Genomic DNA, 24,125 nt, shown 5'->3' on the forward strand with positions numbered 1-24,125 from the left:
ACACCTGGCTAGACCTCTCCCAAGACCCCGGCAGCCTCGACCGCGGCGCTCAACTGACCCTTACTCAGGCCTGGCTGCTCGCCGAACCAGGCAGGATGGCCTTACTAGGCCCAGCAGAAAGCCGCTTCGTCCACGCCTCTCGCTCCGCGGCTGCTACCGAGTCACATCGCGAGTCCCTTCGATTGCGTCGCTTCAAACGGTTGCTCGGCTGCATGGCCGTGATCCTCGTTCTCACCCTGGCAGCGGGCTCCGTCGCTGCATATCAATGGCACCGTGCGCAGACGAGTGATGCGATGGCGATCTCCCGCCAGTACGCGGTCCTCGCTAACTCCGCGGTCTCCGGTGATCGCGCGGCCATGTATGCCCTGCGCGCCTTGCAGGCAGCTCCGACCGCGGAAGCCAGGGGTGCGCTTCTGAAAGCCGCGATGACCGGTTTGGACGGCACGATCGGGGACGTGGGCGTGGACGACGTGGCGGTCAACCCGGACGGCACGATGGTGGCCACGGGGCGCGGGGGCGAGCCGCCACAGGTGTGGCGCACGCGCGAGCGCACGCGGCTGTCCACGAACCTGCCCGCTGAACCGCATTCCGCGATGAAGTTCTCGCCGGACGGCCGATGGCTCGCCATCGCCTTGCCGGTTAGCGACCGGGTGTGGATCTGGGATGCCCGCATGGGGCGCAATGTCGCTCAGCTCAGCGGTTCGGGGGCAATCGCTTGGCAACTCAACGGCGAGAGCCTGGTCGTGCACTCGGGCACTCAACGGGTGCTGCGCTTCTGGAGCACGGATGGTTGGCGCGTGACGCGGGAGATGGCTGTGCGTCGGGCGGACTCCATCGCCGTGAGCCCAGATGGGGGTGGAGTCTTGGTGGGCGACCACCTGGTCGGGGAGCTGTCGCTATTGTCCGCCAACGGTCAGCTGCTTTGGCGGGTACCCGGCCGTGGGCCGTGGTACACGGCGTGGAGTCCCGACGGCGCGATCGTGGCGATGGCGAACGGCGCGCAAGCCAAGGTCTCCCTCCGCGACTCGGCGTCGGGAGACCTCCGAGCCGAGGCGAACGCCTGGAACCCGGGGAAGCTCGCATTTGGTCCTGACTCGCGGCTGGCGATCTTGAGCCGCTCCGGCTCGATCCAGGTCTGGGATCCGCGGTACGACACGTGGTCTTCGGAAGACATCCTTACCGGGACCGCGGTGGTGGGTGGCGACATCTCCGCGGATGGTCGGACAGCCGCGCTCGTGTCGCAGGGGCGAGCGGTGGTGTTGTGGCGACGAGATCACGGGTGGATCGCGTCCCGGCCGTCCGGCGCCGCGCGCTTGGAGCGCCTCGGTGATCAACTGACCGTCAGTGCCGACACGGGGGACTTCGCCGTGTGGCAGTTGTCCTCGCGGTCGCGGACGAAGACCGGGGCCTTCCACGCTCCTGGCCGAGTCAGGCGGAGCGCGGATGGGTTGATCGCGCGGAAGGTCTCTCCGGCTGCCGTCCAGGCGAGCGATCTGGCAGGAAAGGTACTGCAAGACATCCAGTTCTCTCGAAACATCGGTCCACTTGCCTTCACCGCTGATGGCAAGTACTTAGCCATCAGCGGTGGACCCGTTCCTGGCACCGCGCAGCGCGGGATGTCAGACTTGGCGTTGATCGATCCGCTTACCGGGCAACAGTCGGCGCGGGTCGGATTCGACTACATGGGTCAGGTGCTGGCTCTTGAATCGGTGCCCGCTCAGGCGCGGCTGGTTGTTGTGACCGCGGGCTCATCGGAGGAGCCGGCGGTGGCCTCTATGTTGCGCGTGTTGGGACTGCCTGATCTCCGTTCGGAACGGGTGATCAACCTGGGTTCCGGCACGACGAACGACCTCGCGATGATGTCGGGGAGCCGAGCTGCCACCGTGGGGCCCGGGCGGGACATCGACGTGTGGGACATCGATACCGGTGCCCGGGTGGCATCCTTCGGTGACCACCCGATCCCGCCGACCGTTGTTGCCGCCTCGTCCGACTCGCGCCTGATCGCCACCGGTGAGAACTCGGTTGTACGGCTGTGGGATCCCGACAGCGGTGATCTGTTCGCCGTTTTCACCGCCCACAGTGGACCGATCTCTGATGTCGAGTGGACCGCGGACGGGGAGCTCATCACCACGGCCGAGGACGGGAAGATCGGGATCTGGGACGTTGACACCGAGCGCGTTGTGCAGCGGCTTTGCCGGGTGGTTGGTGAGCAAGCGGATTGGCGGGCTGTTGGGGTTGCGCCTGAGGATGTGCCTTGTCCTAGCTGAGTTGGGCCACCAACGCGTCCATTTCGTGGTCTGCTCGCCGTACTCGGGTCTGGTCGAGGGTGATTCCGACCAGGTAGTGCTGGCGGGGGAGGCGGCGGTAGTAGATGGCGCCGGATTGGACGTCGAGGATTATTCGTTGGAGGCGGCCGCCCAGGGCTGGGGAGATGGCTTGGTTGAGCTGGTTGGCGAGGGTGGACAAGCCGCGGCCGAGGGTGTCGTACAGGGCTCGGCGGTGGGCCGGGGTGGCCAGTTCGTGGAAGGGCGCCAGCGCGGGGGCGTCGAAGCAGTCGACCTCGGCCAGCTTCTCGGTGCGGGTGAAGTAGGACAGCGCGTGCAGGCCGTCCAGCCGGATGGCCGGGGTCAGGGTGGCCAGGGCGGCCCCGTCGCCGGTGGTGTGCAGGGGGTCGGGGGCGTCCGGGATCGGGGTGCCCTCGTCGGCGAAGGAGCCGTGGTTCTGCGTCGGCAGGTTCTCCTCGACGCGCAGGTGGTCGACGACCTGGGCGAGGGCCGCGTCGGCGCGTTCGCGGTCGTGCGGGGTGGCGCTCGCGGTGACCGAGCCGATCACGTGCCGACCCGGGCGCACGGTCTCGCAGAACACCGCGCCGCCCTCGGCGTCCAGGACCGTGCGGATGAGCCTGCCGGTGCGCATCGGCTGCAGGTCGCGGTCGAGCGCGCGCCACGCGACCGCCAACCGCACCCCCAGGCGCAGCAACGCGTCCCACCGGCCGCTGCCGGGCACCCGGCTCAGCCCGTACACGAAGTCGTCGTGGTCGAAGAAACCGACGCTGTCGAGGCCGGGGGCGGCGACCGTGGCCGCGCGCAGCCGCCGCGAGAGCTCCGGGGGGACCTCGGCGCGCTCGTCGGCGGTCTCGATCCGCCAGGCCTGCTCAGATCTGGGGGATGTCGACATCGATCACCTTCCAGGTCCCGGTGCCCGCCTCGGCCACCCGCGCGTTGTCCCCGGCCGCCCTGGTGAACGGGTGGTCCAGGTCCAGGTACTCCTCGCAGTCGACCAGCGCGGTGGCCGCGATCCCGACCGCCCCCGGTCGGTCACCGGCCGACGCGGTCGCCGCGGCCAGGTCCACCGCCGCCGCCAGCGTCCACGGGTGCGCTCCGCCCAGCCGGTCCAGCAGCACCTCATAGCCCGCGCGGACCTCCACCAACCCGTCCTCGGCGGCACCCCGCGCGCGCAGTGCCAACCCCAGCCCCACCCGGCCCAACCCGACGAACGGGTGGTCCTCGGTCAACCCGATCGTGTCCACCAGCCCGGTGAGCGCCGACTTCGCCAGCCGCACCGTCTCCGCCGGTTCCCACTCGTAGACCCGTTGCGTCGCCGCTAGCGACAACATGCACGCGAACCGGTCCGGGTGCGTGTCCCGGCGGACCGTGGTCAGGTGCCGCAGCGCGTTGTTGATGTCCGCTCGCGCCGACCGTGGATCCCGGCCCCGCTTCGCGATACCGAGGTGCCACTCCATACCGCCACGCAACTGCAGGTCATTCCAATGCGAGTGGCGGGCCTGCCGGTCCGCTTCCTCCAGGTACGCCTCGGCTTCCGGCAGGCCCAACTGCGACGCGTAGATGCCGGCCTTACCCAGCGCCCACACGGTGTCCTTGTGGTAGTCGCCATAGAGGCGCAGCAACCGCTCTAGGTGCGAGCGTTGGGTGCGTAGTGCCGTGCGCGGGTCGCCTGCGAGGAACTGCGACACCGCGAGGTTGTTGGCCGCCCACTGCGTCTCCGGGTGGTCCGGCCCCAGTACGTCGACGTGGCGCTGCCAGGTGAGCGAGTCCTGCACCAGCGCGTCGGCGAAACGCCCCAACCCGCGCAGGTTGCCGCCCCGGTCGCGGGCCGTCGCGAGAGTGCGCGGGTCGGCGACGCCGTGCACCCGTTTCTGCACCCGCACTACGGCCTCGTCCATCGCCAACGCGCCCTCGCGGTCACCCAGCTCACGGCGCAAGTTCGCCAGTTGCGTCCCCAGCCGCAGCCGCAGTTCGTCCTCTTCGCCGAAGCGCTCGGTCCACGCCTCGAACAGCTGCAGCCCGGACTCCAGCGCGGCCCGCCGCACCCCGACCCCGCCGAAGGAGAAGAAGAACCGGGCCTGGTTGACCAGCCACCGCCGCACCGCCGGGTCGTCGCTGAGCATCGCGCCCGCGGGCTCGATGTGCGTGCCCAGCTCCACGAACCGCTTGCGCTGCGCCGCGGTCACCTCGAACGGGGCGTACCCGGCCAGCGCGCGCAGCACCGCCAGCCTGCGCGCGTCGCGGCTCGGCGGGTCGATCAGCTCGGCGATGGTGGAGCGCAGCACGTCGCCGACGCGCACCCACTCCCGGCCCCAGTCGACCTCGAAGAGCCCGTACCGCTCGCCCAGCCAGAGCGCCCGGTCGATCAGCGGCGGGAACACCAGCAGTTCCGGTGCCGCCACCTCGGCGCCCAGCTCGGCCCGCCACGGCAGCGACCGGACCAGGTCCAGCGCCGCCCCCAGCGGCGAGAGGAACGCGCCGTACTCGGCCACCAGGGCCGCGACCGCGCCCAGCCGGGCGTCCACCGGCGCCGCGCTGGTCTGCCCGTCGGCGCCGTGCGCGCGGGCGGTGGCCAGGGCCAGCCGCACCATCCGGTGGATCGCGGTCGGCCCGGTCGTGTCGGCGCGCAACCGCGCCAGCAGGTCCGCGCCCGCGACCTCGGCGGCCTCGTAGATGTCCAGGTAGGTCTCCCGGGTGCCGTCGGTCAGCACCCGCACCCGCTCACCGAGCCAGCTCGCGGCCAGGTTCAACGCCAGCGGCCAGTTGCGCAGCTCCTCGGCGATCTCCGCCGCCAGAGCCAGCGGGAGGCCGTCCGCGCCCTGCCCGACCAGGACCGCCGCGTGCTCGGTGGACAGGCCGGACACCGGCAGCACCGTGTCGACGAGGTCGTCGGTCGCCGCGGGCACGGTGATCAGCACGTGGCCACGGCCGCCCTTGGGCAGGACGTCGGCCAGCTCCGCGACATCGCCGACGCCGTCGTAGACCAGCAGGAACCGCAGGTCGGGGTTACCCGCCAAGCGGTCGAGGGCGGCGAGGCTGCCGTAGTGCTCCGGCTCCGCGCGAAGGAGCGACGCCAGTTCCGCTAGCTGCACAAGCGTTGCCTGGCGCTCTTGCGCGGGGAGCCACCACACCACGTCGTAGGCGAAGGCATAGCGGTGGGCGTAAGCGAGAGCCAGCTCCGACTTGCCCACCCCGTGCTCACCGGTCAGCGCGACCGTGGTGATCCCCACTTGGCCCTCAGTGAGCGCGCTGCGCAACTGGCCCAGCTCAACATCGCGGTGCCCGAAACGGGTGCTCGACTCCGGTAGGCCAAACAGTGGTGACGGCAGACCGGGAATCTTCGGTGACGCGTCCGCGGCCAGCGGCGGCGTCGGGTAGCCCAAGCCGGAGAACAGCCGCTCACGCACGACATCTACCCGGTCTCGCACCGCCTTCAGCATGGAATCGCTGATCCGCCCACCCGGCACGGTCACCGGATGCAGGATGACGTCGGCGTGCCCGGTGGGCGAGTTCGCCGTCGCCACCCGCACCACCGGTAGGTCTGCCGCGTCCGGCGAATCGGCCGCGCACACCCGCACATTGACCTCGGCCAGCTCTGATGCCACCCAGTCCACCCAGGGTCGCAGTGCGGGCTCCGCGGTCACTACGACCCGTTGCTCGTCGCCCACGTCCACCCCCGCGACCCGGCGATATCGGTCGCGCACCAACGCACTGACCCGCTCCGGTGCGATGCCCCGGTCCGCGTCGATCATCGTTGCCAGTCGCGTGTACCGAGACCACAGATCGTCGGCATCCTCCGCAACCACGGCAAGCAATGGCGCCGGGGTGACGTAAGACAGCTCAGGTAGCTCCACGTACGGATCGGTCAGCCGGGAGCGCGGTGGCAGTACCGGGCCAAACGCCTGCCGGATCGCGGTTCGCAAGCCGTTGACCCTGCGCTCGGCGTCATCGAGGCGGAACCGGGTGGCCGCCACCACGATGTCCACCCGCAGCGGGGCGCCCCGGCGCACACCGTCGACGATGTCGACCGCCGCGCCCAGAGTCGGGATCAGCGGCTCGAAACACACCACGACCGTGTCGCCCAGGACACCCGCCACGCGCAACGTCGTGGAGTGCCCGCCGGAAGGTAGTGCTACCAGCACGTCGTCGTACTCGGCAGAGGTAAGAGCGGCCCGCAAGTCCGTGAGCGCGCGCTCGTCCAGGCCCGCGTGGCGGAGCGACGGCAGCCCATCGGCGACCGAGAGCACCTCGACCAACCCGCTCAAGCCGGGGATGACGTGCGTCGCCAGTTCCCGTTGCTCACGCGGACGGGTGACCACCGAACCGGTCATGGCCTGCGCCGCGGTCCACACCCCGTCCGGGCAGGCCCGCCGACCGACGTGGAAGACCCGCAGGTAGTCGCGCACCGAGGTCAGCTCGTCGGACCAGTCCAGCACGAGTACCCGCCGCCCGGCGCCCGCGAGCACACCGCACAGGTTGGCGACCGCGTCCACCCGACCCGCGTTGTCCACAACGGACACGAACACGGTCAGGACGGCCTGTCCGCCTGTCGTGGGCCGACTCATCGCGCTCCCATCCGCCCGTGCTCCACTCAAGCTCTTGCGCTACCGGCCGCCGATCACCCTGACGCGCCGCCCGACAGCGAGCTCTGGTGCGCCTGATAGCGGTCGGGCACCGCGGCGAGCCTGCCGAGCACCCCGGCCAGCGACTCCCGCAGCACGCACTCCGGCAGCGCGGCGAGCTTCGCGAAATCGATATCGGAAACGTCGAGCAAGTGTGAGCGCAACACGCCCGATTCCACCGGACCCGAATCCGCGGACGCGGTGTCCGGCGCGATCCCCGAACCGTCCATCCGCACCCCCTTCGGCGAACGCCGCTCGACGTTCGACCCGTCCGAGCCCCCGATCGGGTGGCCTACTTCCCCGACCCTATCGGCCGGTGCGTTGCGCTGTGCCCGTGCGGGCCGAAGATACACCGATCAGCCGACACCCCGACCCGCCGCCGCCGTGTTACATGGAACGGGAAACCCGGTCGGGGCCACCGGGGGTGGACGGGGACGGGGAGCGCAGATGCGGGTACGACCGCCGACGCGCCAGTTCGTCGTCAAGCTGCACAGCCGCTGCGACCTGGCGTGCGACTACTGCTACGTCTACGAGATGGCCGACGCGCGCTGGCGCTCGGCACCGGCGGTGATGTCCGAGCGCACCGCCGATGACCTGGTCGGACGGCTCGCCGAGCACGCCGCGGCGCACCGGATCGAGCACCTGGACGTGGTGCTGCACGGCGGTGAGCCGCTGCTGGCGGGCCCGGCCCGGATCGGGGCGCTGGTGCGCGCGGCGCGGGCCCGCGTCCCGGCGTCGATCGGATTCACCGTGCAGACCAATGGGATGCGGTTGGACGAACCATTCCTGCGGTTGTTCGACGAGTTGAATGTCCGGGTCGGGGTGAGCCTCGACGGGACAAAAGCAGGACACGACCGACATCGGAAACGGCACAACGGCGCCGGAACTCACCACATCGTGGCCGCCGCGGTGCGGAAACTGGCCGGACCGGATTTCCGGCACCTGTTCGCGGGCCTGCTGTGCGTGGTCGACCTCGCCGAGGACCCGCTCGCCTGCTATCGGGAATTGCTCGACTTCGACCCGCCGGTGCTCGACTTCCTGCTCCCGCACGGGAGCTGGAGCGCACCCCCGCCCGGTCGACACCCCGGTGACCCGGCGACCCCGGTTCTCGCGACCCCGTACGCCGATTGGCTGATCCCGGTGTTCGACGAGTGGTACGCCGCGTCACCACCGACCACCGTGGTGCGGCAGTTCGCCGAAATGGTGACCCTCTGGCTGGGCGGGAGCTCCGGGGTCGAGGGCCTCGGTGACCAGACCTCGCCACCGCTGGTCGTCGCCACCGATGGGTCTATAGAGCTGTCGGACATCATCGCCGCCGTTGAGCCTGACGCGGTCGACACGGGCCTCAACGTCGCCACGGACCCCTTCGACGCGGTAGTGCTACCGCAGGAGAAGCTGGCCGCTGAGTGCCAAGCTTGCCCGGTGCTGGCGGGTTGCGGAGGAGGGCATCCCGCGCACCGCTACCGCGCCGGTCACGGATTCGAGAACCCGTCGGTGTATTGCCCCGACCTCTTCCGGCTGACCAGCCACGTGCGGGCACGGCTCGCACACGACCTCGCCGCGCTGAAGTGACGGTCGAACCAACCCAGCACGCGGTGTCCGAGGAGCTCTTCGACGACTTGGCCGCTGGTGGTGGAGGTGAGGCTGCCGCCAGGCTCTTGGTGTCCGCGCGCCGCAGCCGGACCTTGTCGTTCATCCGCCTCTTGGCCAACGACAGCGAGGCGTTCGCTGTGCTGGGCGAACTGCGCCAGCACGCGCCGGACGCCGTCAACCGCGTGTTGGATGACCCGATGGTGGGCCTATGGGCAACCGCGACCCTCTTGCGCCGCGAACGCGGTCTGGCCACCGTGGGCTGCTTGGCGCAGGTAGCCGCAGCGGCCGCGATTCGGGCGGACGTTCGGGTAAGCCTGACGCTCCCGGAAGAGATCCGCGTCTTGCCGTCCCTAGGACCAATTGATCCTGTCAGCGGTCGGGTTCGTACCGACCAACTCCGGTGGCGCCCGTTCCCCGCGCTCGTCCCGGCCCCAGGATTGCGCTGGACCTTCGGCGGCTGGCCACCCGGACTGCTGCCGGACGGCCTAGGGCTGTCGCAGGCCCCTGATCTGCCGCTCTGGGCGGAGCGCGTGACGCGGGCCTGGGAGCTGATCGCCGCCGACCACCCGGTGCTGGCTGGGGAGTTGGCGGTGGTGGTCACCGCTGTGGCGCCGCTGGACCCCTCGGACGCGGGGGAGATGAGCGCGACCGTGGGCGACGCGCTCGGGTGCGTGTTCCTGTCCCTGGGCCCCGACGCCGAATCGGTCGCGGTGACGTTGGCGCACGAGTTGCACCACGCCAAGCTCGCCGTGCTGATGGACCTGTTCCCGCTGTTCGACGTCGACGACGACCGCCGCTTCTACGCGCCGTGGCGCACCGATCCCCGGCCCGTCGCGGGGCTGCTGCACGGCATCTACGCGCACCTCGCCATCGCGGCGTTCTGGCGTCGGCGCAGGCAGGTGGCCGAGAGCTCTCGAGCGCACCAAGAGTTCGCCCGGTGGCGCACCGCGACATGGTCGGCGAGCCAAGACCTGCTTACGAGCGGCGCGCTGACACCACTGGGCTATAGGTTCGTTGAGCGGATCAGCGCGCAGGTGCAAGGTTGGCTTACCGAGTCGGTACCTGCTGCGGACCTAAGAGCCGCTACCGAGCTCCTGGCTGAGCACCGCGGTCGCTGGTCTAGGGGACCGGCGGCATAAGAAGAGTTGCGATCCACGCACGCCTGGCCGGCACGTTCACTGGGATCTTAGGGCCGTTGTCGACCTGGTCCAGGATGTGCCGACTGGCCGTAAACAACAGGTAAGTCACCACGATCGCCGGGGCCACCACGGCGACCGTGCCGGGGAAGCTCGTCTCTAGCAGCAACGACAGCACTATCGCGGTCAGGCCGTTTTGCTGACTCAACGCCAGACACCACCGGTCATAGCGGCTCAGCCGGGCCGCGATGAGCGATCCCACCGCGATCTGCGCCACGAACGCCGTCAGACCCAGCAGCATCCCCTTGAGTACCAAGTCCAAGGACCCTGGCCCCACCGCGCCCGCGAGCACCACACCGAGCGCTACCCCTGCCAGCAACAGCGCCCCCGTCAACGCCTTCTCGACGACCCCTTCCGCCCGGGGGTTGCCTTCGAACGGCCGGACTACCAAGCCCGCCAACGCAACACCCAGCATCAGCCCTTGCGTCACAGCGACCACGGCGAACCCGATAGCCACAACTGCCGCCAAGAGGACTAGCGCACCGGATATCCGTGGCCTGCCGTACCGCACATAGAGGGACCACAGCGCTGCCGCGGCCACAGCGAAGACGGCGTTGTAGAGCAGGCTGGTGCCGAAGTCCGCCAAGCCGGTCGACAACACACCAGGCGTGTCCATGGCGAACGCCGACAAGTACACGACGAGCAACACCGTCACCGGGTCGTCAAACGCCGCCCAAGCGGACAGAATCGCCTTGGCCCGGTCCGACATCCGCCTGTTCATCGTCGCGGCCACCGACAACGGGTCGATCTGCGCGACCGCGACTCCCAGCACGAGGCTTACCGGCCGCGAATCGACCAGGTACATCACCCCGGCAATGAGTGCGGTCTTGGCCAGCACACCCACAGTCACCGCGAGCACGACGACACCGATGTTGCCGCGCAACTCCGACAGCACAATGCCGCGCGTGCTCCCGTAGAGCCCTACGGCGAGCAACACCATGACGGCCAGGTGATACCCGCCCGCGGTGTGCACATCCGCCACACCTATCAAGTCCGCGAGAGCCCAGCAGACGACGGTGATGGCCAACAGGGCCAGCGGCAGGCGACTACCGCTCGTAGGCGGCGATGCCACCGATAGCTGAGACATGACGTCCCCCTGGGCGACCCTCGTTGGTCGCTTCGCGGTACCAGACTACCGATGGTATCGCGACCAGGCCCGCCACCGTTGCCCCCGACGGGTGGTGACCCGACCGGCCGAACAGGTGATCGGCTTCCCGGTGCTCCCGGGACCCCAGCGTCGATCCTCTGTCCATAGAGGACCTATGTTGGCTGCGGGCTTAGGGTTGGTCGAGCAGCCTGCGCAGTCGGCTCGCCATGATCCCGTCCAGGTCGACCTCGCCAGCGCCACGGTGACGGACGTCCTCGTATGCCTCGAACAGCAACTGCCGCAACGCTTCCGCCGACAGCCCTATAGGCGCCCAGCGCTGCTCGATCCACTCAATGGCGGCCGGGCTCAGCGCTGGCACATCCTTGGGAGCACCCGCTAAGCGGGCCTCGACGAACCGGCCGACATCCCCGGGCAGCAGCGGGCCGAGCGTCAACACCACCGCGTCGCGGTCGGCCTCGCGTAGGTGGGATGACTCGGTGAGCAGAACAATTCGTGGTGGAGCTGCCGCCGCGTACCAGCGTAGTTCGGCAGTTAGCTCTACCGGAGGTAACAGCACCACAAGCAGCGAGTCATCCGGCAACTTGCCCGCGAGCTCGTCAAACACCTGCCGAGGGTCATTGCGAGCCAGACCCACCTCTTCAGCCAATCGGCCGCACACGACGTCTATGCGCTCCCGCACCGTTAGAGCTGCCGGTTCCTCGGACAGATCCACGCACCTCACGCTGGCGAAGGTGTCGAGAAGCCACCGCGCACATCGCTGCACCAATGTTGACTTCCCGCACCCTGACGGACCGGTGACCAGCACCAATCGAGCGGGATCGCGGGTGAACACCGAGGTGAACCGGGCGAACTCGATCGCGAAGTGGTCGAGCTCGGCGAGCAGCGCGGCCAGTTCCGGTCGGCGGACCAGGGGGAGGGGCGCTGACGTGGGCGGGGCCGGTGGGGGCACGGTGATCAGGCTGGGGTCGGGCGGTGCGGGGTTGGACGGGCCAGTGGTGAACAGGGCCGTGGTGAACGGATTGGTCCACCGCGCGTGGGTCATCTGCCCGTCCCTCGTCCGCCGAGCGAGCCGTCTGGCCGATCCAATACCACCGAGGACCGGTGATCAAGGGCTGTCCGGCCCATCCACAGTGGACCAGCTGAGGCTCGCCGGGCACTTGGCGGACGGGCCGTCGTGTGCCTGGCCGGTACCGCACTCCGTGCTCAGCCGGGTAGGAGGTCCGCCGCGTGGTTGAGCAGGCGGTCGTAGACCGAGGGGTCGTCTGAGTCGATCACTGGGAAGCCGGTGCCGAAGTCGCCGTTAAGCCATCTGGCGGATACGCCTGGGTTGGCTTCGTTAGTGCCGTCGTACAGGAAGACGTGAGGGCTGCAGTTGACCCTGCCTTCGCCCGCTATCGCGAACTGGTCCATCACCGTCCGGCGGGCTCGACCGTCGTCCAGAGCCTCTGCCAGGGCGGACACGTCCACCGCGCCCGTCTCCTTCGCTACGTCGAGGATGACGTGACGCATTGAGATGGTTCTGCCTTCGGCCCAGAACGCCCATCGCAGGGCCCGATCCAGCGCCTCGCTAGCGGCAAGGCCCTGCGCTTTAGCCGCTTGGACCGCCTCCAACGCGGGCAGCGTCGTCACCGGGTATGTCCAGTCTGGCCCCTGCCACAGTCGCCAGCCCGCGTCCGGCGCCAAGGCCCCCACTACGGCTATCTCCGAGTCCACCCCCGGCCGTTCGTTGACCGAGTGGTTGAACAGTTCCAGCGGGAACGCCCGGTGGTCGAACCACAAGCGCCCCTCTAGTCCCAACCGGCGCCGTGTTTCGTGCAGCCGGTAGACCCCTAGATGGGCGAACGAGCAGTTCAGGTCCGTGAAGACCACCACGGCGTTCGGGCTCTCAGGCAGCCGCGGGTCCTTACGCGGGTCGACCGTCATGTCTCCTCCTTCGCTGGGTCGCAGGCGCCCGGACGGTGGGCGTGGGCGACCTTGAGCAGGGCGGCGGCGGTGACCTGCTTCTCGTCATCGGTCAGGTGGGCGGCGAAGTGCTTCTCGATGCCACCTAGGTACACCGGGACGGTCTTGCGGAAGGCAGTCCTGCCTTCATCAGTTAGCACCGCCCAGACCACTCGACGGTCCTGGCCGTCGGTCTCCTTGCGCACCAGCCCGGCCGCCGCCATCTCGTCGACGAGCCTGCTCACGCGGGTGCGGCTGAGCACCACCCGGTCGGCCAGGTCGCGCATGCGCAGCCCCGGGGCCTCGGCGGCCTGGAGTTCGAGCAGGACGTCGTACCAGGTGAGCGGGACGGTGCCCGCCCGGTCGAGTTCGGCCTCGATCGCGCGCAGGGCCGCGTTGTACGCGAGCAGCACGGACCGCCACGCCTCGATGCCGAGTTCGTCGGTGCGCAGTGGGAGTCGCATGCGTCGAGTGTAAGCGATTGCGTGCGTCCGCACATATCTGTTATGGTGCGTGCAGACGCACATTTATCCAGAAGGGGGCCCGCCATGGCTCGCGTCATCGACACCGACGAGGTCAAGCAGCGCATCGACGCCGGTTCGGCGGTCGTGCTGGAGGCGCTACCGCACTCCTACTACGCCGAGGCCCACCTGCCCGGCGCACTCAACCTGCCGCTCGACGACGTCGAGGACCGCGCGGCCGCGCTCATCCCGAGCAAGGACGCCGAGGTGATCGTGTACTGCTCGGACGACACCTGCGCCAACTCCGGCATCGCGGCCGACCGGCTGGTGGAACTGGGCTACACCAACGTCTTCAAGTACACCGCGGGCAAGCGGGACTGGGTCGGCGCCGGGCTGCCCACCGAGACCGATTAGTGGCTCGACTCAGAACGTTGGCCGTGTATCGGCGGGTCCACGGCGTGGCCGGCAAGGCGCCGCAACGTCCTCGTACTGGATGTACTTGGGCGCTTCCGGCAACGCCGCCAGGCGCGTCGTGGGCGGGTCGAGACACGGTCGACGTTCTGGGTCGCGCCACTAGTCACCCGTTCGAGCGCGAGAACCACACTGGAGGGATATCCATGACCAACACCGAGTCAACCAGCGCGGGCGCGACGTCAACCAGCGCGGGCGCGACCCGGGTCGTCGGCGGCGTCGAGCTGCCCGCGGCGGGCGTCTGGAAGATCGACCCCGGCCACGCCGAGGTCGGGTTCATCGGCAGGCACTTCATGCTGACCAAGGTCCGCGGCCGGTTCACCGGTGTCGATGGCGCCGTCACCGTCGCCGAGCGGCCCGAGGACAGCGCCGTCCTGGTCACCATCGACATGACCTCGGTCACCAGCGGCGACCAGACCCGCGACGACCACCTGCGCTCCGACGACTTCTTCGACGTCGCCGCGCACCCCACCGCCACCTTCAGCTCGACGTCGGTGTCCTGGATCGGCTCCGGTGGCGTCCTCGACGGCGAGTTGACCATCAAGGGCGTCGCCCGGCCGGTCTCGCTCAAGGTCGAGCACCTCGGCGTCGTGCGCGACCCGTGGGGCAACGACCGCGCGGTGTTCTCCGCCAAGGGCCGGATCAACCGCGAGGACTGGGGCCTGAGCTGGAACATGGTGCTCGAAGCAGGCGGCATCCTGGTCTCCAAGGAGATCGACCTGGAGCTCGAGGTCGAACTGGTCCGCGAGACCGCCTGACCCGCCACCGCCGACCGGGGCGCCACGCCGAGGGGGCGTGGCGCCCCGGTCGGCGGGTGTGGGCGCGGGGCCCGCGGGGGCCGTATCGCCCACGCCAGCCGCGGTGTGAGGGTGTTCGGCCGATCGGCCGGAACAATCAGCCATTCGAAACGGAGCGCACAGCCGGTCGCGCGAATTACCAGAACGCGGGCGGCATCCGTTCTCTTGCGGGTTTGGCACGGTGTTGTCACCTGGATGTCCCTATTGCGGAAAGTGTCGTGGTGGAGCCGAGGCGTCCTCATGGAGTGAATTACCGACCATTGGTTGCTCCGCGCCGCCGGGGTGTGGCATCGTCGGGTCCATCGAGGTCAACTCGATCACGTGGGGGTCGCCGGTTCGACCGGCGACGAGTGATGAACGGTTGCAGCTCCACAACATCACGTCCAGGCCGCCGTGTTCGGCCGACGCACAGACGTGGTGCGGTGGTGGCCGAGGGGGTTTGGACACCACATCGCGGGTGTGCGCGGAATTCGCCATTGGCGCGCACACCGGGACGGTCGAACGGATCGCGGCCGCCCTGATTCCGCGCGCGGTGTTCCTTTCACCCGGGCCGCCACCGGCCACAGGGGGAGGAATATCGCTGTGAACACCGTGCCCGCCACCGCTGAGGTGTTCTCGACCGGGTTAGTGGACCTGACCCAGCACGAGATCCAGGCGCTCAAGACCGAGTTCAACCTGGCCGACGCGCACACCCACCAGCGCCAGTCACCCAGCCAGCGCGCGATCGTCGCCCGGCTGCCGCAGTTGTGGTACGAGGCCGAGGACGGCAAGCAGGCCGACCACGAGCGGCGGTTCACCGACGCGTTCTTCCGGCTGCACGGCCAGCACACCGCCCGCACCCTCGACCGGACCCTGCTGTCCTACGCGGCGTCCGTCTCCACCCTGGTCGCCGCCCTCTACCTCAAGCGGCACCGGATGTCGGTCTCGCTCATCGAGCCGTGCTTCGACAACCTGCACGACGTGCTCGGCAACGTCGGCGTCCCGCTGTACCCGGTCGACGAGTCGCTGCTGGCCGACGTCGGCTCCATCTACGACAACCTCGCCGCGCACGTGCGCACCGACGCGCTGTTCCTGGTCGACCCGAACAACCCGACCGGCGCCACCCTGCTGCGCCACGGCAGTCGCGGGTTCGCCGAGGTGCTGCGGTTCTGCCGCGACCACGACAAGGTCCTGCTGCTCGACTTCTGCTTCGCCGCGTTCACCCTGTTCGACGACGAACTCGAGCGCTTCGACGTCTACCGGATGCTCGAGGACTCCGGCGTCTCCTACATCGCGCTGGAGGACACCGGCAAGACCTGGCCGGTGCAGGACGCCAAGTGCGCGCTGCTCACCAGCAGCCGCGACATCTGGCTGGACGTCTACAACATCCACACCAGCGTCCTGCTCAACGTCTCGCCGTTCGTGCTGACCATGCTCACCCAGTACATAGAGGACTCCGCCGCGGACCGGATGGCCTCGGTCCGCTCGGTGCTCGACACCAACCGGCGGACCGCGATCCGCGCGTTGGCCGGGTCGCCGCTGCTCTACCAGGAGCCGGTCGCGAAGGTGAGCGTCGCGTGGTTCCGGGTGCTGTCTCCGCTGTCGACGGCCACCCGGCTGCAGAACCTGCTCGCCGACGAGGACCTGTACCTGTTGCCGGGCAGGTACTTCCACTGGAGCGAGCCCAGCCGGGGCGAGGAGTTCGTGCGGCTGGCGCTCGCGCGCGACCCGGGCATGTTCGCCCAGGCCATGACCCGACTGCGGTCCGTCCTCGACGCCCACACCCGATGACGGGGGCACTCCTGGTCCGCTCGGCCGAGTTCGTCGACGCCACGCTGTTCATGGGCATGCACAGCGCCGACGAGCGGATCCGCCGTGCCTGCAAGGGGTTCTTCGTCGACCGGCTCGCGACCGGTGTGGTGATGAGCCTGGAACAGGTCGGCCGCTGCGACGACATCGTGTGGTCCTACCCGCGCGAGGTCCAGGACGCCTACTACCCGTTCATGGACAACCTGCACACCGACATGGCCGTCGCGCGCGTCGGCTACACGGCCGAGGACCTCGCCAGGGCGCTGGAGGCGATCACCCTGGCCCACCTGCCGCTGGCCGTCCGGTTGACCCTGGGCCAGGCCATCGGCCGGGGCGGCACGCTGTTCACAGTGGACACCCGGTACCCGGTGAGCGCGGCGGTGCGGGGGCCGGAGCCGGTCGAGGTGGAGCCGCGGTTCCCGGACGGGCTCGAGCGGCTCTACCGCGAATCGCTGGCACTGCGGGTGGACGACGTCGCCCGCGGAGGGTGGTGAGCCCGAGGTGGAGTGGCTGCGCCCGGGAGTGATCGTCCCGCTCGTCACACCGGTCACGACCGGCGGTCTGGTGCCCGAAGTGGACCTCGATCGGCTGATCGGTCGGGTGGCCGACGATGTCGTGGCGCTGATCCCGGGCTTGAGCACCGGCGAGGGCTGGGCACTCGACGACCAGCAGTGGGTGGCCGCGGTGGCCCACACCGTCGCCCACGCCCGAGGGCTGCCCGTCCTCGCCGGTGTGCAACGACCCGGCACCGCCGAGATCGTCGCCCGGGCCGCCCGGGCGGTCGCCCTCGGCGCCACCGCCGTCGTGGTACCCACCCCCAGCGGCCCGGAGATCACCCAGGACGAGATGTACGACCACTACGTGGCGGTCACCTCGGCGATCCCCGCCCCCGTCATCGTCTACCACGAGTCGATGGTGTCGGGAAACCTGCTCGACCCGGCCACACTGGCGCGAGTGTCCGCATTGGACCAGGTTGTCGCCGTGAAGGACTCCGCGGGTGACCCGGAAGCCACCCGGGCCCTGCTGGCCACCTCGCCCCCGGTCGGGGTGTGGCAGGGCCACGAGCACCTGGTCGAACACACCCCGGGCGTCGACGGGTACGTCCTGGCCTTGGCGAACCTGGAGCCGCGCTTGTGCGCCCGCCACTTCGCGGGCCACGCCGACCCGGCCGAGCTGGACGCGGCATGCGCCCGCTACCGGCTCACCGAGCCGGACTGGTACCGCCACGTGAAAGCCCACCTCTGCCGCCAAGGCGTCCTCTCATCGGCAGCGACTGTGGAGGAATCATGACCGCTGTTGACCTGTCCCGGCTGCGTACGGGTGATCGTCCGCCGCGAGATCTGTTCCTGGACAATCGAACTGTGCCGGATGCTGCGCGCTATGCGCGGATCGAGGCCGCCGAGACCGACTGGATTGTGCCCCTGGTGGCTCGGATCACCGCGGAGACGCCACCCCTGGCGAGCCGGCCGGAGTGGGTCGGGGCGCTGGCGGAGATGCTCGATCAGGAGCGTGGCGGGGCACCGAGTAGTCGGTACTTGGCTGAAGAGGCGACCGTGGAGCAGTTCGCCGTTGTGGTCGAGGAGTTCGCGCCGGATGGGTTGACCGAGGCGCAGAACTTCTTCCCGGCGGTGGCGCGGTTGCCGATCCGGGCGCAGATGGCGGTCATGCGGGTGATGATCGACGAGTTCGGGTGCGGGAACATCGGGCAGGCGCACTCGCAGCTCTACCGGCTGTTGCTCGCCGAGCTCGGCCTGCCGACCGAGCTGCCAGAAGTCCTGCGCGACACCAATGACGAGACCTACCACTTCCTGAACTCGTTCTACTGGATGGCCTCGCGAGCGCGAGATGTGGAGTACTTCCTGGGCGCCCTGGCCTACCTGGAAGCCGCGATCCCCGACGCTTTCGCCTTTCAGGCGCGGGCTTGTGAGCGGCTCGGGGTCGCCAACGGCCGCTACTACACCGAGCACATCCACATCGACGACTTCCACATGCGGGAGATGCAGACCGCGATCAAGGAGTACGAGGCGGCGCTGGGCGTCGACCCGACCAAGTTGTTGGTCGGCGCCAAGTTGCTGTCGTCGCTGCTCGGCGCCGCCATGGACGCCGCGGTGGACAAGGCCGTGCGCGTGGCCGCGGGGAGCGCGCGGTGAACGAGCCGGTCATCCGCCAACCGTCGATGGACGAGGTGGTGATCACAGTGGGGGAGCGGGAGTTCCGGATCGCCGCCGAGTGTCCACACCGGAAAGGGCGACTGGTGCACGCGCACGTCAACCCGCGCACCCTGCGGATCACCTGCCCGCTGCACAAGTCGGTGTTCGACCTGGCCACCGGCTGCCGGGTCGCGGGTCCGGTCAGCGGCGACCTGCCGGTGACCGAAGGGCAAGCACAACGGGGAGAGACTCGACGATGAGCCAGACGTACTCCGCCGAGGAGGTGTGGCTGCCCGCCTCGGAGCTGATCGCGGACTGGGATTCCGGTTTCCACGACCTGCTCCTGGGCGACCGGCTGCGGATGAGCGCCTACGCCGAGGCGATCGCCGAGGTGGTCCGGCCCGGCGCGACGGTGCTCGACCTGGGTACCGGGACCGGGATCCTGGCCCGGTGGGCGCTGGAGGCGGGCGCGTCGCGCGTCTACGGCCTCGACTTCGCTGAAACAGTCCTGGCCACCGCGGCGGCCCGGCTCGCCGAGGCCGGGTTCGGGGACCGGTTCGTGCCGGTAGCGGGGCTGTCGTTCGACGTCGCGCTGCCCGAGCGGGTGGACGTGATCATCTCGGAGACCCTGGGCAACCTGGTCGACAACGAGGGCTGCGGGACGATCCTGGCCGACGCGCGGCGCAGGTTCCTCGCTGACGGAGGGGTCGTGCTGCCCATCTCCGCGCAGTGCTACCTGGCGCCTGTCGCCGCGTTGACCGCGCACGGCCGGGTGGCCGCGGGCGAGGTCCACGGTGCGCGCGCCGTCGCGGGCAGCGACCTGGGGTTGGCCGCGCGCGACCCGTTCACGCTCTACTACGACACCATCATCCCGATCGCGACGCACCTCGCCTCACCGCGCGCGGTCACCACGCACACCTTCGGTGACGAACCCATCTCGCCAGCTTCTGTGTCCACTCCGTACACAGTTCGCCGCGATGGGGTGTTCACCGGGTTCAAGGGGTACTTCGTGTCCACATTGTCACCCTCGATCGCGCTGGACCTGTCCGGCGACGACATCGACGCCGGATCCACTTCAGACAGCTGGAAGCACGCGTACCTGCCGGTGCGGGAACCGGTCGAGGTGCGCCAAGGGGATCGGCTGGTGCTGGACTTCGGCTGGACCCCGCGCGGGTCGCTGGGCAACGACTACCGGTGGAGCGGCCGGGTGCTGCGCCGCGGTGAGGTGGTCGCCACGTTCGACCACGGCACGGCGAGCCTGGTGGGAGGTGCGGCATGAGCGAGTCCCGTGTCCGTGAATACGACGTCGTCGCACTGCGGGTTCCCGTCGCCTACAACAGCTTCGGCGACCACGACCGCCATGGCGCGTTGTACGTCCTCGCCGAGAACGCGCCCGCGCTGCGCGAAGTGGCCCAGACCTGGCCCGATCCGTTCCCCAGCTTCCTCACCGACCCGGACCTGGTGCCCAAGCCGCACCCGCTCGCCGTGCCGCTGGTGTTGCGCGCCAGGCGCGGCGAGCGCGTGCGGGTGCGGCTGACCAACGAGCTGCCCCGGCCGGTCGGCATCACCGCGCAGGGCGTGCGCTACGACGCCCGCCGCCACGACGGCCTGGAGGCGGGGGCGAACCCCGACACCTCGGTGCAGCCCGGCGACTCGCGGGTGTACGAGTGGCTGTGCGAGCACGAGGGCGTGTTCCACTTCGGCGACATGGCCGACGTGCGCGGTGAGGGCACGCAGAGCCACGGCCTCAACGGGGCGCTTGTGGTCGAGCCGCGCGACGCGACCTGGACCGACCCGCGCACCGGCGGCCCCCTGGCCAGTGGCATCTCCGCCGATGTGCACACGCCGGGGCGCAGCTTCCGCGAGCACGTGATCGTGATGATGGAGTACCCGAGCAACGACAACCCGGTCACCCCACCCGTGGCGCACGACCACGGCGGTCACGGCGCGCCGATGCTGTCCGGCCAGGCGCCGTTCGCGCTGCCGTCGGATGAGCGACCGGATGACATCGGTGACCTGGAGCCGGTCAGCAATGCGATGCTGCCGGTGAACTTGCGCATCGAACCGCTGGGGTGGCGCCAGTACGTCTACAACCAGCTGCTGGAGCAACACCGGCTGGATCCGTTGCGCGATGCGCAGACCGGCGAGGAGTTGCACCACAGCTCCTGGGTGTACGGCGACCCGGCGACCCCGGTGTTCTTCGGCTACCGGGGTGACAACGTTGTGCTCCGCCTGCTGCACGGCGGCATGCGGGACACGCACGTCTTCCACACGCACCTGCACCAGTGGCGGGTCGACCCCGACGACGACCGGTCGCCGCTGGTCGACTCGGTCAGTTTCGGCCCGCAGCAGGGGTTGACGCTGGACCTGGTCGGTGGTGCGGGCTCGGTGCAGCACGCGGTCGGCGACGCGGTGTGGCACTGCCACCTCTACCCGCACTTCCACATGGGCATGTGGGGCCTGCTGCGCGCGTTCGACACCCGGCAGGACGGGTCCGGCCGCTACCCCGACGGCACGGTGATCGAAGCGCTGGTTCCCTTGCCGGGCAACGATCCGCCCGCTCCCACGACCGAGCGGCCGGGCTGGCCCGCGTTCATGCGAGAGGCGGCCACGTTCCCGCAGAAGTCGCCCCGGCCGCCGCGCACCCCTGGCATGCCCGCCGGGATGGGGCGCGAACCGACGTCGTTGGAAGCGGCGGCGTTCGTGCCGGACGCGCAGCCGGGTGAGGCGTTCACCAAGGTCGGGCCCGCTGACGCGCCGGTGCGCCGGTACCACCTGGTCGTCACCTCGGCGACGATCGTGCACACCGGTGACCCGCACGACCACCACCGTCCACTGTGGCATGACCACAATGGACACTTCTTCGCGCTGCACTCCGATGTCGATGCGGCGGGCGGGATCGAGGAGTTCCGGCGACAGGTCAACGCGGGGGAGCGGACTGTCGAGCCGCTGGTGATCCGGGCGCGCAAGGGCGAGGTCCTGGAGATGACGCTGACCAACGGGTTGCCCACGGGGGCGCGCGAGGGCAGTGCGTTCGACCCGCCGCTGCCGTTCCAGCCCGAGTGCGGTCTGCATTCGCACCTGGTCAAGTACGACCCGCTGGTGTCCGACGGCGCCTGCATCGGGTGGAACTACCTGTCCGCGACGACCACCGCGGACCTGCACGATCCCGGGGCCGACGGGTACCGGTCATGGGTCTTCCGTTGGTATGTGGACGAAGACTTCGGCACGGTGCTGTTCCACGACCATCTTTTGCCCAACTACCGCCAACGGCACGGCCTCTACGGCGTGCTCGTCGCCGAACCGGAGGGCGCGCGGTGGGTCGACCCGGCCGACCACAGCCGGGAGTTGCCCTCGGGGAGCCAAGCCGTGGTGCTGCTGGCGGACGGGTCGGCCGTTCGGGAACAGGTCCTCGCGGTGGCCGACTTCGTCCCCGCGTTCGAACACACCGCCCACGGCCACGGCGGCGCGATCAACCCACCGCCATCGCCCGGCAGCATGGACGAACAGGGCGTCATGGCCGTCAACTACCGCGCCGAACCGCTGGACCTGCGCGGCGGCGACCCGGCGGACTGGTTCGCCACCGAGGTCCACGGCGACCCGACCACACCGCTGCTGCGCGCGTACCCGGGTGAGCGGATCCGCATTCGGTTGGTGGACGGGTCTTTCGACAAGCAGCACAGCTTCACCACGCACGGCCTGCGCTGGCGCGAATGGCCCGATCGCGCCGACACCCCGTGGCGCTCCCAGCAGACCCTGGGTGTCTCCAACGCCGCCGACCTGCACTTGGAGCCCACGGCTGGTCCTGGTGACCACCTCTGGTCTTTCGCGGCGGCCGACGATCTGTGGCTGGGCTGCTGGGGCTTGATCCGCGTGCACGACGGCCCACGTGACGACCTGCCCGCGTTGCCTGGTGTCAGGTCCGCTGCTTTGCCCGCCCGAAGCCAGGTTCGCCGCTATACGGTGCGAGCTCGGGCGCGGACTCTGGAATATAGCGGGGAACGGTATGATCCGTACGGTTTGGTGTATGAAGTGGATGGTGTGCCATTCACCGGTCCGCTGGTGTTGCGGGCCAGGGCGGGCGAATGGGTGGCCGTGACGTTGATCAACGAACTCGACGGTCCACCACCGGCCAGCGAGTTCGATCCCGTCCTCCTCACCCGCGACATCCCCGGCCGCCGCACCGTGTCCGGCCGCGTCTCGCTCCACCCCGTCGGCCTGCGTTACGACACCGCACTGCACGACGGCACCCGCGTCGGCACGAACCCGGACAGCACCGTCAAACCCGGCGGCACGCACACATACTGGTGGCACACCGACGAACCAGGCGTCGTCCTACTCCGCGACCACGCCGACCCGATCACCCACCTCCGCCGAGGCCTCATCGGCGCCCTCGTCGTCGAACCCGCCGACTCGACGCCCGAATCCTGGACCGGCACCCAAACCCGCCTCCGCCGCCCGGGCAAGCCCGCCACCGTGGAGCAGGTGCTCATCACCCAAGACGCCCTCCGCCTCTACCACGACGGCGACCTCACCCAACCCGTCCGAGACCTGGTGTCCGAGGCCAAGGACGACCTCGGCCAGAAGGCGTACAACTACCGCTCCGCCCACCTCCACCCGGTCAGCCCCTCCCTCGCCGACCACACCCCGCCGACGCCGCTGGTCCGGGCCAAGGTGGGGCAGGAGGTCGTGCTCCACCTGGCGGTCGCGGGCTCCCGGATCCGAAACCAGGGCTTCACCATCCACGGCCAAACCTGGCCCCTCACCGACCACGGCCCGCACGTCTCCACCCTGGGCGCCCTAGCCTCCGGCGCGACCCGCACCATCCGCTTCACCCCCCACCACCCCGGCGATTACGTGTACCGGACTCCCAACCTCCACTGGGGTGTGAGCGAGGGCTGGTGGGGCTTGATCCGAGTGACCTAGCCCCCCACCCGCCGTTTCGCCCGGGAGTTGTCCACAACCCGCTCAGCCATCCACAGTTTCGCCGGAACCCCCTTGACAGCCGCCGGCTTCGACTAAGCTGGATGTGGGTGGCCCCCCGGGTGGGCGGGGGTCTGCCGTCGCCCGGGTGGGCGTGACTTGATCCACCAACACAGCCCCTGGGCACCAGGAAGATGCTGGTGCCAGCCTGCCCCCGTCAGGTCCGGGCCCGGCCCACTGCTCAGCGCCTGGACACTCGGACCCGGCGGTGCCAACTCGCCCCCCGTCAGGTCCGCCTCAGCCCACCTACTCAGCGCCTGGACACTCGGACCCGGCGGTGTCAGCCCAGTCCGCTCTCGGTTGCCCTGCCAACCCAGCCCGGCGGCCGTCGGAGTCGCTGGTGCCAAGTGCTCGATGGGGTGGACCTGTTTTGTGTGGGGGAGCGGCACCCGTAGCGTTTCCGCGCGGCAGGGCCTGCTTTTGGGCCCCTGCTTTGCGGTTCTGCGTCGGGTGTCGTAGGGGCCCCGCGCAAAACAGGTCCACCGCATCGAGCAAAGACCCAAAGTCGCGGATCGGGCCCGATGTTGCCGCCAGGCAACGAGGCGTCCGATCCCGGGTCGCCGAGCCAGGCGACGAGGCCGACCCCCGGAGCCGAAGGCGGAGGCCCGAATCCCTTGCCCCACACTCCCAGCCCGGGCATGCGCCAAGATCAACCTGATCGAAAGCCCCCAAATACACAGCCTACCGAGCAACACCGACACAACGGCAGCAGCAACCAACGCCCTGTGGA

19 protein-coding genes are annotated in these 24,125 nt (G+C 69.6%); 12 read left to right on the top strand and 7 right to left on the bottom strand.

The genetic code is table 11. The features are described 5' to 3' along the window. Positions 1 to 293 precede the first annotated feature (293 nt). Positions 294 to 2,267, top strand: a complete 1,974-nt coding sequence (locus LV75_RS01525; protein WP_253884737.1) for a WD40 repeat domain-containing protein — start codon at positions 294 to 296, stop codon at positions 2,265 to 2,267. On the opposite strand, the gene LV75_RS01530 is transcribed toward LV75_RS01525, so the two are convergent. From LV75_RS01530 to fxsA, 3 genes are read right to left on the bottom strand one after another with little or no spacing between them, the layout of a single operon-like run. Next, positions 2,260 to 3,177, bottom strand: coding sequence for a hypothetical protein (locus LV75_RS01530; protein WP_253884738.1), 918 nt, complete (start codon positions 3,175 to 3,177; stop codon positions 2,260 to 2,262). The two genes, LV75_RS01525 and LV75_RS01530, sit on opposite strands and share 8 nt — an antisense overlap. Next, a complete protein-coding gene (gene fxsT / locus LV75_RS01535; RefSeq protein ID WP_253884739.1) occupies positions 3,155 to 6,850 on the bottom strand; it encodes an FxSxx-COOH system tetratricopeptide repeat protein in 3,696 nt (1,231 codons plus the stop codon). The genes LV75_RS01530 and fxsT overlap by 23 nt, the downstream gene beginning before the upstream one ends. Before the next feature lie 53 nt (positions 6,851 to 6,903). Beyond that, entirely contained in the window at positions 6,904 to 7,137 is a 234-nt protein-coding gene (fxsA, locus tag LV75_RS01540) for an FxSxx-COOH cyclophane-containing RiPP peptide (protein ID WP_253884740.1), read from the bottom strand. A gap of 217 nt (positions 7,138 to 7,354) precedes the next feature. Here fxsA and LV75_RS01545 point away from each other — a divergent pair, with 217 nt between their 5' ends. Both LV75_RS01545 and LV75_RS01550 read left to right on the top strand, forming a co-directional pair. Continuing rightward, the gene (locus tag LV75_RS01545; RefSeq protein WP_253884741.1) at positions 7,355 to 8,479 is read left to right on the top strand and encodes an FxsB family cyclophane-forming radical SAM/SPASM peptide maturase; all 1,125 of its coding nucleotides are present in this window, start codon (positions 7,355 to 7,357) and stop codon (positions 8,477 to 8,479) included. A 23-nt stretch (positions 8,480 to 8,502) separates the two neighbouring features. Further along, entirely contained in the window at positions 8,503 to 9,639 is a 1,137-nt protein-coding gene (locus tag LV75_RS01550; protein WP_253884742.1) for an aKG-HExxH-type peptide beta-hydroxylase, read from the top strand. On the opposite strand, the gene LV75_RS01555 is transcribed toward LV75_RS01550, so the two are convergent. The 4 genes from LV75_RS01555 to LV75_RS01570 form a co-directional block, all read right to left on the bottom strand. Then, a complete protein-coding gene (locus LV75_RS01555; protein WP_253884743.1) occupies positions 9,620 to 10,783 on the bottom strand; it encodes a cation:proton antiporter in 1,164 nt (387 codons plus the stop codon). The two genes, LV75_RS01550 and LV75_RS01555, sit on opposite strands and share 20 nt — an antisense overlap. Before the next feature lie 190 nt (positions 10,784 to 10,973). Beyond that, positions 10,974 to 11,846 (bottom strand): ATP-binding protein, encoded by an 873-nt coding sequence (locus LV75_RS01560; RefSeq protein ID WP_253884744.1) that lies wholly within the window; start codon positions 11,844 to 11,846, stop codon positions 10,974 to 10,976. Positions 11,847 to 12,007: 161 nt separating this feature from the next. Continuing rightward, positions 12,008 to 12,727: a DsbA family oxidoreductase gene (locus tag LV75_RS01565; RefSeq protein ID WP_253884745.1), complete on the bottom strand. Its 720-nt coding sequence runs from the start codon at positions 12,725 to 12,727 to the stop codon at positions 12,008 to 12,010. Continuing rightward, a complete protein-coding gene (locus tag LV75_RS01570) occupies positions 12,724 to 13,209 on the bottom strand; it encodes a MarR family winged helix-turn-helix transcriptional regulator (protein ID WP_253884746.1) in 486 nt (161 codons plus the stop codon). The genes LV75_RS01565 and LV75_RS01570 overlap by 4 nt, the downstream gene beginning before the upstream one ends. Before the next feature lie 84 nt (positions 13,210 to 13,293). On the opposite strand from LV75_RS01570, the gene LV75_RS01575 reads away from it, so the two are divergent. The 9 genes from LV75_RS01575 (at position 13,294) to LV75_RS01615 (ending at position 23,338) form a co-directional block, all read left to right on the top strand. Beyond that, the gene (locus tag LV75_RS01575) at positions 13,294 to 13,620 is read left to right on the top strand and encodes a rhodanese-like domain-containing protein (RefSeq protein WP_253884747.1); all 327 of its coding nucleotides are present in this window, start codon (positions 13,294 to 13,296) and stop codon (positions 13,618 to 13,620) included. A gap of 203 nt (positions 13,621 to 13,823) precedes the next feature. Further along, positions 13,824 to 14,435, top strand: coding sequence for a YceI family protein (locus tag LV75_RS01580; protein WP_253884748.1), 612 nt, complete (start codon positions 13,824 to 13,826; stop codon positions 14,433 to 14,435). A 621-nt stretch (positions 14,436 to 15,056) separates the two neighbouring features. Beyond that, positions 15,057 to 16,244, top strand: a complete 1,188-nt coding sequence (locus tag LV75_RS01585) for an aminotransferase class I/II-fold pyridoxal phosphate-dependent enzyme (protein ID WP_253884749.1) — start codon at positions 15,057 to 15,059, stop codon at positions 16,242 to 16,244. After that, on the top strand, positions 16,241 to 16,756 hold the full coding sequence (locus LV75_RS01590) for a DUF6190 family protein (RefSeq protein ID WP_253884750.1): 516 nt from the start codon (positions 16,241 to 16,243) through the stop codon (positions 16,754 to 16,756). Before LV75_RS01585 ends, LV75_RS01590 begins: the two co-directional genes overlap by 4 nt. 7 nt (positions 16,757 to 16,763) lie before the next feature. Further along, positions 16,764 to 17,552: a dihydrodipicolinate synthase family protein gene (locus LV75_RS01595; protein ID WP_253884751.1), complete on the top strand. Its 789-nt coding sequence runs from the start codon at positions 16,764 to 16,766 to the stop codon at positions 17,550 to 17,552. After that, positions 17,549 to 18,412 (top strand): iron-containing redox enzyme family protein, encoded by an 864-nt coding sequence (locus LV75_RS01600; protein WP_253884752.1) that lies wholly within the window; start codon positions 17,549 to 17,551, stop codon positions 18,410 to 18,412. The genes LV75_RS01595 and LV75_RS01600 overlap by 4 nt, the downstream gene beginning before the upstream one ends. Continuing rightward, positions 18,409 to 18,672: a Rieske (2Fe-2S) protein gene (locus LV75_RS01605; RefSeq protein WP_253884753.1), complete on the top strand. Its 264-nt coding sequence runs from the start codon at positions 18,409 to 18,411 to the stop codon at positions 18,670 to 18,672. Before LV75_RS01600 ends, LV75_RS01605 begins: the two co-directional genes overlap by 4 nt. After that, complete coding sequence (locus LV75_RS01610; protein ID WP_253884754.1) at positions 18,669 to 19,691, top strand: methyltransferase domain-containing protein; 1,023 nt, start codon at positions 18,669 to 18,671, stop codon at positions 19,689 to 19,691. The genes LV75_RS01605 and LV75_RS01610 overlap by 4 nt, the downstream gene beginning before the upstream one ends. Beyond that, positions 19,688 to 23,338 carry a multicopper oxidase domain-containing protein gene (locus LV75_RS01615; RefSeq protein WP_253884755.1) on the top strand — a complete coding sequence of 1,217 codons (3,651 nt, stop codon included), beginning with the start codon at positions 19,688 to 19,690 and terminating at the stop codon, positions 23,336 to 23,338. Before LV75_RS01610 ends, LV75_RS01615 begins: the two co-directional genes overlap by 4 nt. Positions 23,339 to 24,125 lie beyond the last annotated feature (787 nt).

The organism is Actinokineospora diospyrosa (assembly GCF_024171925.1).
In the GTDB taxonomy this organism is placed as follows: Bacteria; Actinomycetota; Actinomycetes; order Mycobacteriales; family Pseudonocardiaceae; genus Actinokineospora; species Actinokineospora diospyrosa.